The sequence below is a fragment of the Brachybacterium sp. AOP25-B2-12 genome, from assembly GCF_052378625.1.
In the GTDB taxonomy this organism is placed as follows: domain Bacteria; phylum Actinomycetota; class Actinomycetes; order Actinomycetales; family Dermabacteraceae; genus Brachybacterium.
In genome coordinates this window covers 41,399-59,598 of sequence record NZ_JBQSXW010000012.1, presented here as the reverse complement: position 1 = coordinate 59,598, position 18,200 = coordinate 41,399, and the positions used below count along the sequence as shown (strand labels likewise).

The window sequence follows — 18,200 nt, the reverse complement described above, 5'->3', positions numbered from 1 at the left end:
CCACATCACTCCACCTCTGTGACCTGCAGTCTTGCCGCCACATGCCCGTGATTTTGCCTAAGGCCTGGCGCCTGGTGGAGGCATGTGGGGTAAAGTGGAGTGATCGGGGGAGGAAGGGGCCTCCATGTCGAACAGGAGGTGGCCGGATGTTCCTCGGGACCTTCACGCCGCGCCTGGACGACAAGGGCCGCCTGATCTTCCCCGCCAAGTTCCGGGATCAGCTGTCCACGGGTCTGGTCATGACCCGCGGACAGGAGCACTGCATCTCGGTGTATCCGATTCGAGCCTTCGAAGAGCTGCACCAGAGGCTGCGCACGGCCCCGGCCACGGACAAGAGGACGCGCGACTACCTGCGCGTGCTGCTCTCCGGCGCCGAGGACGTGATCCCGGACAAGCAGGGGCGCATCACCGTGCCCGGCCATCTGCGCACCTACGCGAAGTTGGACCGGGACTGCACCGTCATCGGTGCAGGAGATTGGCTCGAGATCTGGTCCAGCCCCGCGTGGGAGGCCTATCTCGCCCAGAACGAGGAGAGCTTCGCGGAGACCGCCGAGGAAGTGGTCCCCGGGTCGTTCTGACCGCAGTCCGTCCGATGAGACCTCTCGTCGCTCCCGCCCCGATGCATCTTCCCCGGTGGCGGGTCGGGAGCGACGGGGTATCCCGCCGGACGGGCACGGCAGCCGGTGCAGGATCACGAGCAGCAGCACGGAGGTGACATGGAGACCCAGGAACCGCCGCCCCTCGCCGAGGAGCGGCACGTCCCCGTGCTCCTGCGACGCTGCGTGGACCTCCTCGTCCCCGCCCTCGAGGATCCCGGCGCCGTCTACCTCGACGCCACCCTCGGCATGGCCGGCCACGCGACGGCCGTCCTCGACGCCGCCCCGCACGCGCGCCTCGTGGGCATCGACCGGGACACTCAGGCGCTCGCCCTGGCCCAGGAGCGTCTGACCCGGGCGGGCCACGCCGGGCGGATCACCCTCGTGCACGCGACGTACGACGAGATCCCCGACGTGCTCGCCGACCTCGGCCTCCCCGGCGCCGACGCGATCATGATGGACCTCGGTCTCTCGAGCCTGCAGATCGACACCGTCGAGCGCGGCTTCTCCTACTCCGAGGACGCCCCGCTGGACATGCGGATGGATGCCGCGGGCGACGAGCCCACGGCCGCCGACCTGCTGCGCGACGCCGACGAGGTCGAGATCGTGCGGATCCTCCACGAGTACGGCGACGAGCGCTTCGCCCGTCGCATCGCCCGGCGGATCGTCGAGACCCGCCGAACGACCCCGATCACCCACAGCGCCCAGCTCGTCGCGCTCCTCGAGGCCGCGATCCCCGCCGCCACGCGGCGCAGCGGGGGGCACCCCGCCAAGCGCACCTTCCAGGCGCTGCGCATCGCCGTCAACGCCGAGCTGGAGATCCTCGCCCGCGCGGTCGAGGGCGCGCTGGACGCCGTCACCCTCGGGGGCCGGATCGTCGTCGAGTCGTACCACTCCGGGGAGGACCGTCTGGTCAAGACCGCCTTCGGCCGGCGCACCCGATCCAGCGCCCCGGAGGGGCTCCCGGTCGAGCTCGAGGAGCACCGCCCCACCTTCACCGCCCTCGTCCGCGGCGCCGAGCGCGCCGCACCCGAGGAGCAGGCGACCAACCCGCGCTCGGCCTCGGTCCGCCTCCGGGCCCTCGAGCGCACCCGCATCGGATCCTGAGGAGGAGCACCCAGATGACCACCGCCACCTCCACCGCCCGCGTCCGCCGTCCGGCCGCCCGCACGGCGCCGGCCGAACGCACCCCGTCGAGCACCCGGTCGGCCCGCCCGCGGCTGACCGTCCTCGAGCGGCCCGCGCCCCGGCGCAGCGCCCTGCCCTTCACCCTGCTGTGCTCGCTGATCATCGTCGGCACCCTCTTGTGCGTGCTGTCGCTGAACCTGTCGATGTCCAGCTCGAGCTACGAGATCTCCCGCCTGCAGACCCAGTCGCGCACTCTCGAGGAGCAGCGCCAGGCCCTGCAGGAGCAGGACGACAAGCTCTCCACCCCGCAGGAGCTGCAGGCGCGGGCCGTGGCGCTGGGCATGGTGCCCAGCGGCGAGACCGCCTACATCGACCTCTCGACCGGATCGGTCGTGGGACAGGCGCCGACCACCGGCACCCCGCCCGCCACGGCGCCGGCGCCCGTGGCGCCCGTGCCGCAGGCCAGCATCTACGACCAGAACGAGCCGTACCACGGCATGGGCAACGAAGGCCGCTGACCCATGGTGCACCGAGCGATGACCCAGGCCCGACGCCTCGCGTCGAGAGAGGAAGGGCGATGAGGTCCCTCATCCCGCCGTCCCGTGTGGGGACGCCCACGATCCGTCACCGGCTGCTCGTGATCGCGATCCTCCTGGCCATCGTCGCCCTCGCCGGGCGCCTCGTATGGGTCCAGGGGCTCAACGCGAGCGCCCTGGCCGCGGAGGCCGTCAAGGAGCGCACGTACCGCAGCGACATCCCCGCGCTGCGCGGAGACATCCTCGATCGCAACGGCACGGTCATGGCCACCTCCGTGCGTCGGTACGACATCTGGGTCAACCAGAAGCAGGTCGGCGACTACCTCGAACGCGACAAGAACGCGCAGGAGAAGGGCGTCGGAGCCGCCGCGAAGGTGCTGGCCCCCTCGCTGGGCCTCACCGTCGAGGAGACCCAGGCCAAGCTCACCGGCACCAAGGGCTTCGCATACCTCGTCAAGGACGTGTCCCCCGAGGTGCGCGATGCGGTCCTGTCCCAGAAGGTGCCGGGCATCGGCGCCAACGCCATCTCCAAGCGCCAGTACCCCGCCGGTGAGGTGGGCGGCAACGTGGTCGGCTTCGTGGGCGGGGACGGCAAGGCCGCCGCGGGCGTCGAGCGCGCCGACGACGAGCTGCTCGCCGGCACCGACGGGGAGACGACCTACGAGCGCGGTGCCGGGGGACAGGTCATCCCCACCGGCATCCAGGAGACCACCCCGGCCGTCGACGGCAAGGACGTGGCTCTGACGATCGACCAGGACCTGCAGTGGAAGGCGCAGCAGGAGATCGCCGCCACCGTGCAGCAGTTCGGGGGCACCGGAGGCAGCGTGGTCGCGATCAACGCGCGCACCGGCGAGGTCCTCGCGCTCGCCGACTACCCGACCTACGACCCCAACCGCCCCGGGGACGCGGACCCGCAGCACCTCGGCAACCAGTCGATCTCCAACGTCTTCGAACCGGGCTCGACCGGCAAGCTCTTCACCTTTGCCGCGCTGCTGGACCAGGGCACGGTCACCCCTGCCAGCCAGTACGTCGTGCCCTCGCGGATGGAGATCGCGGGCAACAGCATCAAGGACTCCCACGACCACCCGCAGCAGAACCTCACGCTCGCGGGCGTGCTCAAGAACAGCTCGAACGTGGGGACCGTCGAGGCCTCCGAGACCGTCACCCCCCAGGTCCGCTACGACTACCTCCGGGACTTCGGCCTGGGCCAGAAGACCGGGATCGAGCTGCCCGCGGAGTCCAAGGGGATCCTGCATCCCGTCGCGGACTGGACGGGCCGCACCCAGTACACGACCACCTTCGGGCAGGGCTACTCCGTCACCGCCCTGCAGATGACCTCGGCCGTCTCGACCTTCGCCAACGACGGCGTGCACGTCCAGCCCACCGTGGTCCGCGGGACCGTCGGCGGCGACGGCACGATCACCCCGGTCGAGCCCCGCCCCCAGAAGCGCGTCATCTCCTCGGCGACCAACGCCACGATGGTCCAGCTCATGGACAACAACGTGCCCGACGACGGCAAGCAGAACGCGAACATCCCCAACTACGCGGTCGCGGGCAAGACGGGCACCGCCCAGGTGCCCGGCGGCACCTACACCGCGTCCTTCATCGGCTTCGCACCTGCGGACGACCCCGATATCGTCATCGGTGTGTTCGTCTACGGCCTGAACTCCTTCATCTCCGGCAACACCGCGGCCGCCCCCACCTGGGCGCGGATCATGGACTACACCCTCGAGCAGCAGGGCATCGCACCGACCGGCAAGGCCGGCACGGAGCTGCCCAACGAGTGGTGACGACCATGTGCCTCGATGTCCCCTCGGCGGAGCCCGCCGAGCTCCCGCGCCCCCGCCAGGTCCCACCCGTGCCCGTGGACCGGATCGCCCGCGCGCTCGGGGTCGACCTGGCCGGACCCGAGGGGTCCGCGGCCGCGGATGTCCCCGTCACCGGCGTGACCCTCGACTCCCGTGCGGTGCTGCCCGGTGATCTCTGGTGCGCCCTGCCCGGCGCCCGCGCCCATGGCGCGGAGTTCGCCATCCAGGCGGCAGGGCTCGGCGCGGTCGCCGCGCTCACCGACGCCGACGGGGCCGCGCGCTGCCTCGAGGCAGGACTGGCCGTCCTCACCAGCGCGCACCCTCGCCGCGACACCGCGACCGCCGCCGCGATCGTGCTCGACCGTCCCGCCGAGGCGCTGACCACCATCGGCGTGACCGGCACCAACGGCAAGACGTCGGTGACCACGATGATCCACGAGACGCTGCAGGACCTGGGCGTGCCCTCCGGGCTGATCGGCACCGGCGGCACCACCTACCGTGACGCCCACGGCGCAGACCACCGGATCGCGACCGTCCGCACCACCCCGGAATCCCCCGAGGTCCAGGGGATCCTCGCCCGCATGCGCGAGGACGCGGTGCGCGCCGTGTCGATGGAGGTCTCGAGCCACGCGCTGGTGCTGCACCGCGCGGACGCGATCGTCTTCGACGCCGCCTGCTTCACCAATCTCAGCCAGGACCACCTCGACTTCCACGGCGACATGGAGCACTACTTCCGTGCCAAGGCCACGCTGTTCACCCCGGAGCACGCGCGCCGCGGGATCGTCTGCGTCGACGACGCCTGGGGCCGTCGACTGTCCGAGGGCGCGGACGTCGAGATCACGACCTACGCGACAGACCCCGAGGTCGATGCCGACTGGCATGCCCGTGACATCGTCCCCGGCGGCGACGGGGCGATCGGCTCGACCTTCCGCCTCGTCTCCCGCACGGGGGAGAGCCACGACCTGACGAGCCCCCTGCCGGGTCGCCACTACGTCGCCAACACGGTCGCCGTGGCGCTGCTGCTCGAGGCCACGGGCCTGCCCATCGACACCACGGCGCCCGCCATCGCCCGCTCCGCCGTCGTGCCGGGCCGCATGGAGCAGGTCGCCGCGGCGCCCGTGCGCGGCGTCGTGGACTACTCCCACACCGAGGCCGCGCTGGCCCAGGCGCTCGCGACCCTGCGCGCCCTCCCGGGCGCTGGCCGCCTGCTCGTCGTCATGGGAGCCGGCGGCGACCGGGACCGCGGCAAACGTCCCCACATGGGGGCGGCCGCCGCCCTCGGTGCCGACGTCGTCCTCGTCACCGACGACAACCCCCGTTCGGAGGATCCCGCGACGATCCGCGCCGCCGTGCTGGCCGGGGTCCCCGAGGACGCCGACGCCGACGTCCGCGAGATCCCCGGACGCGCCGCCGCGATCGACACCGCGGTGCGGCTGGCCCGGGACGGGGACGTGATCCTCGTGGCGGGCAAGGGAGCCGAGACGGGACAGGACATCGGAGGCGTGATCCACCCCTTCGACGATCGCACGCTGCTGCGCGAGGCCCTGGCCCGCGCCGCCCAGGAAGGACGCTGATGCTGAGGACGACCGCACGGGAGATCGCCGACGTCGTCGGCGGTCGTCTCGCCGGTGGCGCGACGGGCGCCGAGACGGTCACCGGGCGGGCCCGGATCGACTCCCGGCTCGTCGAGGTCGGAGACCTCTTCGCGGCCTTCGCGGGGGAGCACGTCGACGGCGCGGACTACGCGCCCGCCGCCCACGCCGCAGGTGCCGCCCTGATCCTGGGCACCCAGGACACGGGCGTGCCCTCCGTCCTCGTCGAGGACGTCGAGGCGGCCCTGTCGGCCCTCGCGCACAGCCAGCTCGACCGCGCCCGCGCGGCGCGCACGGACCTGGTGGTCCTCGCCCTGACGGGATCGGCGGGCAAGACCGGCACCAAGGACATGATCGGCGAGATCCTCGCGCCGCTGGGCCCCACGGTCGCTCCCGCCGGATCCCACAACAACGAGCTCGGCCTGCCGCTGACGGTGCTCGACATCGACGAGGAGACCCGCTTCCTCGTGCTCGAGATGGGGGCACGCGGCATCGGCCACATCGCCCACCTCACCGCGATCGCGCGCCCGGACATCTCCCTCGTCCTCAACGTCGGCACCGCCCACCTGGGGGAGTTCGGCTCCGTCGAGGCGATCGCCCAGGCCAAGGGCGAGATCATCGAGGCCCTCGCCCCGGGGGGACGCGCCGTGCTGAACGCCGACGACCCCCGCGTGCTCGCCATGGCACCCCGCGCCGCCGCCCCGGTCGTCACCTGGGGCACGGGGCGCGGCGACGTGCGCCTGGAGGACCTCACCCTGGACGAGGCCGCCCACCCGCGCTTCACCCTCACCGTCCCCGCCGGGCTGACCGCCGTCGACGGGCGCGAGATCCCCGCGGGCTCCGCCGCCGTCCACCTCGACCTCGTCGGGGAGCACCAGGCGATGAACGCGACCGCCGCGACGGTCGCCGCCCTGCTGGCCGGCGCGACGCTCCCCGAGGCCGCGCGCGCCCTCGGCGGCGCCCGCGTCCTGTCCGGTCAGCGCATGGAGACCGTCGAGCTGCCGGGCGGGATCACCCTGGTCAACGACGCCTACAACGCCAATCCCGATTCGATGCGGCTGGCCCTGCGCACCCTCGCCCACCTCGGGCGCGCCCGACGCACCATCGCCGTGCTCGGCGAGATGCGCGAGCTGGGCCCGGACACGATCCGCCTGCACGACGAGATCGGGCGCCTGGCCGTGCGGCTGAACATCGACCAGCTGATCGTCGTGGGCCCCGGCGCCCGCGCGATCCACAACGGGGCGTGCCTGGAAGGCAGCTTCGGAGGTGAGTCCGTCTACACCGAGACCGTGGACGAGGCCTTCGCTGTGCTAGAAACGACGATGCGCCCCGGCGACGTCGTGCTCCTGAAGTCGTCGCGGGACGCCGGTGTCCGCACTCTCGGTCCCCGGATCATCGCCCGCTCGACCGGAGAGGCCTCCTCGTGATCGCGATCATCGTCGCGGGCATGTCCGCCCTGGTGCTCTCGATCTTCGGCACCCCCGTCTACCGTCGCCTGCTCGTGCGCAAGCACTACGGCCAGTTCGTGCGCGACGACGGCCCCACCTCGCACGCCACCAAGCGCGGCACCCCCACCATGGGCGGCGTCGCGATCATCCTGGCGACGATCTTCGGTCTGCTCATCTCCCACGTCGTGACGACCGTGCAGAGCTCGATGCGGGCGGGCGAGATGGTCTGGAGCTTCCCCAGCACCTCCGCCCTGCTCGTCGTCTTCCTCATGGCGGGCCTCGGCGTCGTCGGCTTCCTCGACGACTACCTCAAGATCTCCAAGCAGCGGAGCCTGGGCCTGCGCGCCCGCTCGAAGCTGCTGGGGCAGATCCTCGTGGCCTCCGTGTTCGCCGTCCTCGCCCTCGTCCTGCCCGAGGGCGAGTCCAGCACGCCGGCCTCGTTCCACATCTCCTTCGTGCGGGACATCCCCTGGCTCGACCTCGCCTTCGCGGGCACCGGCGTGGGGATCGTCCTGTTCGCGATCTGGGCCAACTTCCTCGTGGCCGCCTGGTCCAATGGCGTGAACCTCACCGACGGCCTGGACGGCCTGGCCACGGGTGCCACCATCCTCTTCGCCGGCGTGTACGTGCTCATCTCGTTCTGGCAGTGGCGCCAGGCCTGCCCCGAGGGCACCCAGTACGCCAACTGCTACACGGCCGCCGCGCCCCTGGACATCGCCGTGATCTCCTCGGCGATCGTCGGCGCCTGCATCGGGTTCCTGTGGTGGAACACGTCGCCCGCCAAGATCTTCATGGGCGACACGGGCTCCCTCGCCCTCGGCGGTGCACTGGCCGGGATCACCATCGTCTCGCGCACCGAGCTGCTGGGCGCGATCATCGGCGGGCTGTTCGTCGTCATCTCGCTGTCGGTCATCATCCAGGTCGCGAGCTTCAAGACGACCGGGAAGCGCGTGTTCCGCATGGCGCCCCTGCAGCACCACTTCGAGCTCAAGGGCTGGAACGAGGTCACGATCGTCGTGCGCTTCTGGATCGTCGCCGGGATCCTCGGCGCCCTGGGTCTCGGGATCTTCTACCTCAACGCGCTCCCCGGGCTGAGCTGACATGGGCGAGGCAGCCGCCGGCGCCGGTCCTGCGCCGCTCCCGATCGCCGAGCGGCCCTGGCCGGGGCTCGACGTCACGGGCTCCACGATCCTCGTGGCGGGTTTCGGCGTCTCGGGCTACGCCGTCGCCGACCAGACGATGCAGCGCGGCGCGCGCGTCGTGGTCGTCGAGGGCGCCGACACCGAGGCGGTCCGCGAGCGCGCCCGCATCCTCGAGGTGCTGGGCGTCGACGTGCGACTGGGCGCCGAGCACACGCGCACCCTGCCCGCCGACGTCCCGGTCGACCTTGTCGTCACCTCGCCCGGCTGGCGCCCGGACCAGCCCCTGCTCGTGGCGGCCGCCGCGGTCGGGATCCCCGTGTGGAGCGAGGTCGAGCTCGCGCGGCGCATGCAGGCGCCCGACGGCCCCGTGTGGCTCGGGATCACGGGCACCAACGGCAAGACCACCGTCGTCACCATGACCGAGGCGATCCTCCGGGCGGCAGGCCTGCGAGCCGTCGCCTGCGGCAACGTCGGCCTGCCCGTCATCGAGGCCGCACTGGACCCGGAGGGCTACGACGTGCTGGCCGTCGAGCTCTCGAGCTTCCAGCTGCACCGCACCGAGCACCCCGCCTGCGAGGCCGCCGTCGTCCTGAACATCACCGAGGACCACCTCGACTGGCACGGCTCGATGGACGCGTACGCCGCGGACAAGGGCCGCATCTACGCGGGCGCCCGGATCGCGTGCGTCTACAACACGGCCGACGAGCGCACGCTGCACCTCGTCGAGGACGCCGACGTCGTCGAGGGCTGCCGCGCGGTGGGACTGACCCTCGGCGCCCCCGGCCCCTCCCAGCTCGGGATCGTCGAGGACCTCCTCGTGGACCGGGCCTTCGGCCAGGACCGCCACTCGACGGCCCTCGCCCTGCTCGAGCTCTCCGACCTCGCGCACCTGGGCCCGCACGGCGCCCCGCCCCACATCGTCTTCGACGCCCTCGCCGCGGCGGCCCTGACCCGCGCCCACGGCGTGACCCCCGAGGCGGTGCGCGAGGGCCTGCGGGGCTACCGGGTGGGGCGCCATCGCGCCGAGATCGTCGCGAGCGTCGACGGCGTCGCCTACGTCGACGACTCCAAGGCCACCAACCCCGACGCGGCCGCCGCCTCCCTGGGTGCCTCCGAGCACATCGTCTGGATCGCCGGCGGTGCGACCAAGGGTGCCGACGTCGACGCCCTCGTCGCCGCGAGCGCCCGCCGCCTGCGCGCGGCGGTCCTCATCGGCAGCGACCCGAGCCCCTTCGAGCAGGCGCTCGCCCGACACGCCGCCGACCTCCCGGTCCGCACGATCGCACCGGGCGACACTGGCACGGCGGCCGGGCGCGCAGACCTCATGCGCCGCGCGGTCGCGGAGGCAGCGGCCCTGGCGCGCAGCGGGGACGTCGTGCTCATGGCACCGGCGGCGGCCTCGATCGACCAGTTCACCGACTACGCCGAGCGCGGCGATCTCTTCGCCGCGGCGGCTCGAGACCTCCCAGGAGTGCGGGCGTGACGATCCAGCAGACCCGGCGCACGGGGACAGCGGGCAGCTCCCGCCGTCCCGCCGCCGGCGATGCCGCCGCGCGTCGGCGCTCGACCGCGGTGCTGCGCGACGACGAGGCCGACGGCGCCCTCGGCGAGGTCCCCGGCCGCGTCCGCGCCGGGATCGCCACCTGGTTGCGCTCCCCGGCGCTCGATTTCTACGCCCTGCTGGCCATCGGCGGCCTGCTGCTGGGGCTCGGGCTGGTGATGGTGCTCTCGAGCTCCGCGGTGATCTCGATCGCCAAGGGGGACTCCGCGTACTCCGGGCTGTTCCGTCAGGGACGCTTCGCGCTGATCGGCCTGCCGCTGCTCGTCCTCGCCGCGCTCGTGCCCCCGGCGTTCTACAAGCGCATGGCCTGGCGGCTGCTGATCCTGGGGTTCCTGCTGCAGCTGCTGGTGTTCGTCCCGGGCCTCGGGGTGGACGCCTACGGCAACCGCAACTGGATCCGCTTCGGCAGCATGCAGCTCCAGCCCTCGGAGCTCCTCAAGCTCGCCCTGGCGGTGTGGCTCGGGGCGATTGTGGCGATGAAGCACCGCATGCTCGACCGGCTCTTCCACCTCGTGGTCCCGATCGGTCCGGTCGTCGGCCTCGCCATCGGCCTGGTGGTCCTCGGGCACGACCTCGGCACCGCGCTGGTGATGTGCATGCTCGTGGCCGGCTCGCTGTGGGTGGCGGGCGTGCCCCGTCGCTGGTTCGCCGCCGCGGCGGGTCTGGGGCTCCTCGGCGTGCTCGCCATGACCATCACGAGCCCCAACCGGATGGCCCGGATCGGCAGCTGGCTGGGCGGCTCGGAGCAGTCCGCGGTCAGCAGCGACCAATCGACGCATGGCCTGATGGCACTGGCCGAGGGCGGCTGGTGGGGACGGGGTCTGGGGGAGTCCCATCAGAAGTGGGGGCTCCTGCCCGCGGCCGACAACGACTACATCTTCGCGATCATCGGCGAGGAGCTCGGACTGCTGGGCACCCTCAGCGTGCTGGTCCTGTTCGGCCTCCTGGCCCTGGTCATGTTCCGCATGATCACGCGGATCGACGACCTCTTCGTCCAGGTGACGGTGGCGGGAGTGAGCGCCTGGATCCTCGGGCAGGCCTTCACCAACATGATGGTCGTCACCGGCCTGCTGCCGGTGCTCGGCGTGCCGCTGCCGTTCATCTCCGCGGGCGGCTCGGCCCTCGTGACGTCGATGCTCGCCCTGGGCATGCTCCTGTCGTTCGCCCGTCACGAACCAGGCGCCCGCGAGGCCATCGGCGCGCGGATCCGCCGCGTGCGCGGCAGCGCCGCCATCGTGCCGGCGTCCGGCGCGACCGCGGGCAGGACCTCGAGGGCCAGGACCAAGGCCGCTGCCCGGTCCACGGCCGGTGCCGAGCCCAAGACGAAGACCAAGGCCAAGACCAGGGCCGCGTCCACGCCCACGACGAAGGGCGGGCCCCAGCCCTCGACGACGGCGGGTCCCAAGGCGAGAACCCGGTCCGGCGGCCGCGGCCCCGGCCTCACGTCCCGCGCCACCCGGACCAGGAGATCCCCCCGATGAGCGCACCGTACGTCCTGCTCGCCGGCGGCGGCACCGCCGGGCACGTGTCCCCGCTCCTGGCCACCGCCGCGGCCCTGCGGCGCGAGGATCCCGAGACCGGGATCGTCGTGCTCGGCACCGCCGAGGGGCTCGAGGCCGACCTCGTGCCGGCCGCCGGCCTCGAGCTCGTCACCATCCCCAAGGTCCCGTTCCCGCGCCGACCCGATGGCGCCGCGCTGCGGTTCCCCGGACGCTTCGCCGGGACCGTCCGCACCGTGCGCACGCTCCTGAGGGACCGCGGCATCGACGTCGTCGTCGGCTTCGGCGGCTACGTGTGCCCGCCCGCCTACCTCGCGGCACGACGCGCCCGCGTCCCGCTGATCGTGCACGAGGCCAACCGGCGCCCGGGACTGGCCAACCGTCTCGGGGCCCGCGGGGCCGCCGCCGTGCTCACCGCTTTCGACGGGACCCCCCTGCCGGGTGCCCGCCGGCTCGGGATGCCCATGCGCACCCAGATCTCGACGCTCGACCGCGCGGCGCGCCACGCCGATGCGGCCCGCTCCTTCGGCCTGGACCCCCTGCGGCCCATCCTGCTGGTGACCGGCGGCTCCCTCGGCGCGCAACGGCTCAACGAGTCCGTCGAGGCCGCCGCCGCGGACATCCTCGGCGCCGGCGGACAGATCCTCCACGTCACCGGCAGGGGAAAGGCGACCATCGCCGAGCGCCCCGGATATCGCGTGCTCGAGTACGTCACCGCGATGGAGGACGCCTACGCCGCCGCGGACCTCGCGATCACCCGCTCGGGGGCCGGCACCGTCAGCGAGGTCACGGCCGTGGGCCTGCCCGCCGTGTTCGTGCCCCTCCCGATCGGCAACGGCGAGCAGGCGCTCAACGGCCACGAGGTCGTCGAGGCGGGCGGAGCCGTCATGATCGACGACGCGGACCTCACCCCGGCGGTCGTGCGCGAGCGGATCCTGGCCCTGCTGCTGGACCCCGAGCACCTGGCCTCGATGGCGGCGGCCTCCCGTGCCTTCGGCATCCCGGACGCCGCCGACCGGCTCGCGACGCTCGTGACGAGCACCGCACGCCGCGCCTGACGGACCGACGCGACGGACCCCGCTAGCGTGGGGACCATGAGCACCGGCACCGTCCGCACGATCCTTCGACCCGGCCCCGTCGTCACCCGGGCGCAGTGGCCCCAGGGCCAGGTCCGCTCGGTGCACGTGGTGCGGATCGGCGGCGCGGGGATGTCTGCCGTCGCGCGGCTCGCGCTCGGAGCGGGCCTCGCGGTCAGCGGCTCCGACTCCCAGGACGGGCAGTTCATCGCCCCGCTGCGCGCCGCCGGCGCACGCATCGGCATCGGCTTCGACGCAGGCCTGCTGGCCGCGGACTGCGACGTGGTGATCGTGTCGACGGCCGTGCGCGCCGACAACCCCGAGGTGGTCGCGGCCCACGGGCGCGGGATCCCCGTGGTCCACCGCGCGGCCGCCCTCGCGGGGCTCCTGCACGACCGGGACCTCGCCGCCGTCGCGGGGACCCACGGCAAGACCACCACGACGGCCATGCTGACCTCGGCCCTGCGCGGGGCGGGGGAGGACCCCGCCTGGGCGCTCGGCGCGGCCGTCCCCGATCTCGTGCACAACGCCGGATGGGGAGCCCCGGACGGTGAGCTCGCCGTCGTCGAGGCCGACGAGTCCGACGGCTCCCTCCTGGCCTTCGCACCGCACGTCGTGGTCGTGACCAACCAGGAGCCCGACCACCTCGACTTCCACGGAACCCCCGAGAACGTCACCGCCGTCTTCGACGCCTTCGTCGAGCGGATCCGTCCCCTAGGGACCCTGGTCGTCTGCGCCGACGACGACGGGGCCCGCGCGCTCGGGCGGCGCGCCGCCGAGCGCGGCGTCCGCGTCGAGACCTACGGCGCGCGCGCCGGCGAAACCTGGTCGATCGCCGAGGAGTCCCACGACGGCACCGGCACCGCCGTCACGTTCCGGACCCCTGCCGGGGAGGTCTCGACGGTGCTGGCGGTCGCGGGGCACCACAACGTCCTCAACGCCCTCGGGGCGCTCGCGGGGGCCCACGCCCTGCGACCCCGGGCCGACCTCACGCACCTCCTCGCGGGCATCGCCGGGTTCCGGGGTGCCTCCCGCCGGTTCGAGCTGCGCGGCACCGTCGACGGCATCCGCGTGTACGACGACTACGCGCACCATCCGCGTGAGGTCGCCGCGACGATCGCCGCCGCGCGCGGCATCGTGGGTGACGGGAGGGTCCTCGCGGTCTTCCAGCCGCACCTGTTCTCGCGCACCCGCGCCTTCGCCGCCGATTTCGCACGGGCCCTCGGCACCGCGGACCTGGCCCTCGTCCTGCCGGTCTACGCGGCCCGGGAGGACCCCGACCCCGCGACGACGGCCCGCACCATCACCGAGCACGCCGAGGCCGGCTCGCACCTCCGGGCCCTCGACGACCGTGCCGAGGCGGCTCCCGCGGTCGCCCGTGCCGCGCGGCCCGGCGACATCGTGCTCGTGCTCGGTGCGGGGGATGTCGTCGAGGAGACCCCCGCGATCCTCGCGCAGCTCACACGGGCGACCTCGTGACCACCCGTCGTCCTGCGACCCCGCGCGCGCCCGCGCGCCCGCGCACGCCGCGCGCGACGGAGCCCGCGCAGCCATCGAGCTCCCCGCGGACCCCGACGGGCCGAGGCGCCACGGACACGACGACGCGCGCTGCTCCGGTCCCGAGACCCACGACGACGACCGCCCGCCGCACCGCGACCCGGCCCGCGGAGCGGACCGACGAGACGACGACCGCGCAGGCGCCCGGGGAACGCGGCCCCGGGATCGTCCAGGCCGCCGACCGCTTCCGCGCCCTCGTGCGCCCCCGCCCGTGGCGTCGGCGTCGTCGCTCCGTGGTGATCACGGCCGTGGTCGTGGTCCTCGCGCTCGTCGCGGGATTCCTGGCACTCTGGCTCCTCCCGGCGCTCCGGGTCCAGGACATCACGGTCGAGGGCAGGGGCTACGTGGACGCCCAGGAGGTCGACCGAGCCGTCGCGGGCGCCCGCGGCACGAGCGTGCTCATGCTCCCGACCGGGTCCCTGGCCGCCGCGGTCGAGCGCGTGCCCGGCGTGCGCACCGCCGAGGTCCATCGCGACTGGCCCGGCGGGATGCGGGTCGTCCTCACCGAGCGGGTCCCGCTCGCGCTCGTGACCGAGGCCGACGGCACGACGGCGCCGGTCGACGCCGACGGGGTCCGCCTCCCGGCCGCCGCCCAGCAGGGCGCCGCGCTGGTGCCGCTGACGGTGGGGCCCGGCTCCCAGGACGCAGACGGTGCGACCCGCACCATGCTGGCGGTGCTCGACTCCCTGCCGGAGGACCTGCGCGGTCGCGTCAGCGGGATCTCGGCGACCACGACCTCGGACGTCACGCTGACCGTCGCCCTCGACGGCGGGGCGAGCAAGAGCGTGGTCTGGGGCGACGCGCAGGATGCCGACCTGAAGGCGCGAGTCACCGCCGCCCTCCTCCCGCGCGAGGGAACCGTGATCGACGTGACCTCGCCGGTGGCGCCGGTCACGCGCTGACACATCGCACGCGGGTGCCGAGGGCCTGCGCCCCACCCCGCCGGGAGCTCTCGACCGCCTCCGCACGCCGTACGGGGAGCACCCGTGCACGACACGCGCGGCGCGGTCGTTGCGTCGCCCATCTCCCATCCCTAGCGTCGAAGCAGGAGATGAGGCCCGCGGAGTCCGAACCTCGAGTCGAGGTCGAGGGTTCGCACCGGGCCTCCATCGCACCCAGATCAGCAGCAGAGCCTCCAACAGCAAGGACGAACCCGTGGCCGGATCCCAGAACTACCTCGCAGTCATCAAGGTCGTCGGCGTCGGCGGAGGCGGCGTCAACGCGGTCAACCGCATGATCGAGTCGGGCCTCAAGGGCGTCGAGTTCATCGCGATCAACACCGACGCCCAGGCGCTCCTCATGTCCGACGCGGACGTCAAGCTCGACGTCGGCAAGGAGCTCACCCGAGGCCTCGGCGCCGGCGCGGACCCCGAGGTGGGCCGTCGCGCCGCCGAGGACCACGCCGAGGAGATCGAGGAGGTCCTGCGCGGGGCCGACATGGTCTTCGTGACCGCCGGCGAGGGCGGCGGCACCGGCACCGGCGGCGCGCCCGTCGTCGCGAACATCGCCCGCAGCCTCGGGGCGCTCACCATCGGTGTCGTCACCCGCCCCTTCACCTTCGAGGGCCGTCGCCGCTCGACCCAGGCCGAGGCGGGCATCGCCGCGCTGCAGACCGAGGTCGACACCCTCATCGTCATTCCCAACGACCGCCTGCTCTCGATCGCCGACAAGCAGGTCTCGATGCTCGACGCCTTCAAGAGCGCCGACCAGGTCCTGCTCTCCGGCGTCCAGGGGATCACCGACCTCATCACCACGCCCGGCCTCATCAACCTCGACTTCGCCGACGTGAAGTCCGTGATGCAGGGCGCCGGCAGCGCGCTGATGGGCATCGGCTCCTCGCGGGGCGACGACCGCGCGCTGCAGGCCGCCGAGCTCGCGGTCTCGAGCCCCCTGCTCGAGGCCTCGATCGACGGCGCGTACGGCGTCCTGCTGTCCATCCAGGGCGGCAGCGACCTGGGTCTGTACGAGGTCTCCGAGGCCGCCCGCCTCGTCCAGGAGGCCGCGCACCCCGACGCCAACCTCATCTTCGGCGCCATCATCGACGACGCGCTGGCCGACGAGGTCCGCGTGACCGTCATCGCCGCGGGCTTCGAGGCCGGGGGACCGGCTCCCCGCAAGGAGGTCCCCCAGCAGCAGGCCCCGCAGCGGACCGTCGAGGCGCGCCCGGCCGTGCCCGAGCGCCCGACCGACCACTCCCAGCGCCAGGATCCCTCCCGCAACGCCACCGTGGGCGGCTGGGGAGCGCTCCAGCAGACCTTCACGCCCTCGCGCCCCGTCGTCGAGGAGGAGGCCCGCCACGACGGGCAGGGCGCCCCCGCACAGCCCGGGCACGACGAGACCCACGCGCGTCGCTACCAGGATCCGCAGCAGCCGCAGGTGGCGCAGCGGCCCGCCCCGGAGCAGCAGCCGTACTCGCAGGAGGCCCCCGCCCAGCCCTCCCAGCGCGAGGAGCCGGTGCGCCCACCGCGCATCGAGGAGCCACCCTCGGACGACGACGACCTGGACCTGCCGTCGTTCCTGAAGTGACCGCCGGACCCCTGGTGACACGGGCCCCGCACCTGCGCGGGGCCCGTGCCCTGTTCACGGGGCGTGCGGGCGGCGTCTCCCGCGCGCCGTACGACGCGTGGAACCTCGCGCGTCACGTCGGGGACGACGAGGCCGATGTCGAGCGCAACCGTGCCCTGCTCCGCGGCGAGCTCGGGTGCCCGGTCGTCTTCGCCGACCAGGTGCACTCCGCCGACGTCGCCGTGATCGACGAGGACGAGGACCCTGCCCGGGTGCACCGCGTCGATGGCCTCGTGACCCGGCGCCGCGACGTGGCGCTGGCGATGATGGTCGCCGACTGCCTGCCCGTGCTCCTCGTCGACGAGGCCGCAGGGGTCGTCGGAGCGGCCCACGCCGGCCGCCGGGGCCTCCTGGGCGGCGTCCTCGAGCACACCGTCCGGGCCATGCGGGATCTCGGCGCGCGACCCTCCGACCTGCGCGCGCAGATCGGCCCCGCCATCTGCGGACGCTGCTACGAGGTGCCTGCGGACATGCAGGCCGATGCCCGGACGCGCCTGCCCGGCATCGCCTCGACCACCAGCTGGGGCACCCCCGCGCTCGACCTCGTCGCCGGTGCCCGGATCGCGCTGACGGCGGCAGGGCTCGGCGACGCCGCCGTCGTCTCGGGCGCTCCCTGCACCCGGGAGCACGTCGACTACTTCTCCTACCGCCGCGACGGTGCGACGGGGCGTTTCGCCGGGGTCATCGCCCTGGATCCGCGCTGAGAGGCACAGCACCCCTGATCGCCCGGGTCGGACGGGCGACACGCCGCGTCGATCCGACCCGCGCACAGGGCGCTCGGGTACGTTCAGGACGTGGCCTCCACGCACTCCCCGTGCTTCCCCGAGGCCCTGCCGCTGCTGAATCCAACCAGGGAGAACAGACCATGAGTGCATGGCACAACGCGATGGTCGCACTCGGCCTCGCCAACGAGGTCGACGAGGACTACTACGAGGACGAGCAGACGTCCCGTGACACGTCCTCGAACACGGCCGCCGGCCGCCGTTCCGAGGTCGGAGAGACGCAGAACGAACGGGAGGCACAGGTGACCCCCATCCGCCAGCGACCCAGCGTGGTCCCGGTGGGACGGCCCGTCGAGGAGTCGATGCACCGCATCACGACGATCCACCCCCGGTCCTACAACGACGCCAAGGCCATCGGCGAGTCGTTCCGCGACGGGGTCCCCGTCATCGTGAACCTCTCGGACATGCAGGACGGCGACGCCAAGCGTATGGTCGACTTCTCCGCGGGCCTCGTGTTCGGCCTGCGTGGCTCGATCGAGCGCGTGACCTCGAAGGTCTTCCTCCTGAGCCCCGAGTTCGTCGAGATCGACGGCGACGGTGCGGCCGACGAGGGCAGCTTCTACAACCAGAGCTGAGCGCCCTGCCGTGCAGATCGTCCTGGGCATCGCGTACCTCGCGCTGCTCCTCTATGTCATCGCGCTCCTGGCGCGCCTCGTGCTCGACTGGATCCGCTCCTACGCGCGGGAATACCGGCCGCGCGGAATCATGGCGGTCGTGTTCGAGGTCGTGTTCACGCTGACCGATCCGCCCGTCCGCGCATTGCGCCGCGTCATTCCCCCGTTGCGGCTCGGCGCGGTCTCGCTGGATCTCAGCCTGATGATCCTGCTGCTCGCCGGATGGCTCCTGCTGGGGCTTCTCGGAGGATTTGTCGTCCGCTTTGCGTAGGATTGCCAGATCTTTGAGAGCCGTG

General features: G+C 73.1%; 16 protein-coding genes. All 16 read left to right on the top strand.

Features of this window, described 5'->3' with window-relative positions:
• The first annotated feature begins 146 nt into the window (after positions 1-146).
• Positions 147-578: a division/cell wall cluster transcriptional repressor MraZ gene (mraZ, locus tag ACT3TZ_RS10185; RefSeq protein WP_444583304.1), complete on the top strand. Its 432-nt coding sequence runs from the start codon at positions 147-149 to the stop codon at positions 576-578.
• A gap of 138 nt (positions 579-716) precedes the next feature.
• The gene (gene rsmH / locus ACT3TZ_RS10180) at positions 717-1,703 is read left to right on the top strand and encodes a 16S rRNA (cytosine(1402)-N(4))-methyltransferase RsmH (protein ID WP_444583303.1); all 987 of its coding nucleotides are present in this window, start codon (positions 717-719) and stop codon (positions 1,701-1,703) included.
• Positions 1,704-1,717: 14 nt separating this feature from the next.
• On the top strand, positions 1,718-2,242 hold the full coding sequence (locus tag ACT3TZ_RS10175) for a hypothetical protein (protein WP_444583302.1): 525 nt from the start codon (positions 1,718-1,720) through the stop codon (positions 2,240-2,242).
• Between the two features lie 59 nt (positions 2,243-2,301).
• On the top strand, positions 2,302-4,050 hold the full coding sequence (locus ACT3TZ_RS10170) for a peptidoglycan D,D-transpeptidase FtsI family protein (protein WP_444583301.1): 1,749 nt from the start codon (positions 2,302-2,304) through the stop codon (positions 4,048-4,050).
• Positions 4,051-4,055: 5 nt separating this feature from the next.
• Positions 4,056-5,642 carry a UDP-N-acetylmuramoyl-L-alanyl-D-glutamate--2,6-diaminopimelate ligase gene (locus ACT3TZ_RS10165; protein ID WP_444583300.1) on the top strand — a complete coding sequence of 529 codons (1,587 nt, stop codon included), beginning with the start codon at positions 4,056-4,058 and terminating at the stop codon, positions 5,640-5,642.
• Positions 5,642-7,087 (top strand): UDP-N-acetylmuramoyl-tripeptide--D-alanyl-D-alanine ligase, encoded by a 1,446-nt coding sequence (locus tag ACT3TZ_RS10160; RefSeq protein WP_444583299.1) that lies wholly within the window; start codon positions 5,642-5,644, stop codon positions 7,085-7,087. The genes ACT3TZ_RS10165 and ACT3TZ_RS10160 overlap by 1 nt, the downstream gene beginning before the upstream one ends.
• Positions 7,084-8,208 (top strand): phospho-N-acetylmuramoyl-pentapeptide-transferase, encoded by a 1,125-nt coding sequence (mraY, locus tag ACT3TZ_RS10155; protein WP_444583298.1) that lies wholly within the window; start codon positions 7,084-7,086, stop codon positions 8,206-8,208. Before ACT3TZ_RS10160 ends, mraY begins: the two co-directional genes overlap by 4 nt.
• Position 8,209: 1 nt before the next feature.
• On the top strand, positions 8,210-9,733 hold the full coding sequence (gene murD, locus ACT3TZ_RS10150; RefSeq protein WP_444583297.1) for a UDP-N-acetylmuramoyl-L-alanine--D-glutamate ligase: 1,524 nt from the start codon (positions 8,210-8,212) through the stop codon (positions 9,731-9,733).
• Entirely contained in the window at positions 9,730-11,292 is a 1,563-nt protein-coding gene (ftsW, locus tag ACT3TZ_RS10145) for a putative lipid II flippase FtsW (protein WP_444583296.1), read from the top strand. Before murD ends, ftsW begins: the two co-directional genes overlap by 4 nt.
• On the top strand, positions 11,289-12,368 hold the full coding sequence (gene murG, locus ACT3TZ_RS10140) for an undecaprenyldiphospho-muramoylpentapeptide beta-N-acetylglucosaminyltransferase (RefSeq protein WP_444583295.1): 1,080 nt from the start codon (positions 11,289-11,291) through the stop codon (positions 12,366-12,368). Before ftsW ends, murG begins: the two co-directional genes overlap by 4 nt.
• 36 nt (positions 12,369-12,404) lie before the next feature.
• Positions 12,405-13,865: a UDP-N-acetylmuramate--L-alanine ligase gene (gene murC / locus ACT3TZ_RS10135; RefSeq protein ID WP_444583294.1), complete on the top strand. Its 1,461-nt coding sequence runs from the start codon at positions 12,405-12,407 to the stop codon at positions 13,863-13,865.
• The gene (locus ACT3TZ_RS10130) at positions 13,862-14,845 is read left to right on the top strand and encodes a cell division protein FtsQ/DivIB (RefSeq protein WP_444583293.1); all 984 of its coding nucleotides are present in this window, start codon (positions 13,862-13,864) and stop codon (positions 14,843-14,845) included. The genes murC and ACT3TZ_RS10130 overlap by 4 nt, the downstream gene beginning before the upstream one ends.
• Before the next feature lie 253 nt (positions 14,846-15,098).
• Positions 15,099-16,469, top strand: coding sequence for a cell division protein FtsZ (gene ftsZ / locus ACT3TZ_RS10125; protein ID WP_444583292.1), 1,371 nt, complete (start codon positions 15,099-15,101; stop codon positions 16,467-16,469).
• A complete protein-coding gene (pgeF, locus tag ACT3TZ_RS10120; protein WP_444583291.1) occupies positions 16,466-17,212 on the top strand; it encodes a peptidoglycan editing factor PgeF in 747 nt (248 codons plus the stop codon). Before ftsZ ends, pgeF begins: the two co-directional genes overlap by 4 nt.
• Positions 17,213-17,373: 161 nt before the next feature.
• Positions 17,374-17,865: a cell division protein SepF gene (locus ACT3TZ_RS10115; protein ID WP_444583290.1), complete on the top strand. Its 492-nt coding sequence runs from the start codon at positions 17,374-17,376 to the stop codon at positions 17,863-17,865.
• A gap of 10 nt (positions 17,866-17,875) precedes the next feature.
• The gene (locus ACT3TZ_RS10110; protein WP_444583289.1) at positions 17,876-18,175 is read left to right on the top strand and encodes a YggT family protein; all 300 of its coding nucleotides are present in this window, start codon (positions 17,876-17,878) and stop codon (positions 18,173-18,175) included.
• The last annotated feature ends 25 nt before the right edge of the window (positions 18,176-18,200 follow it).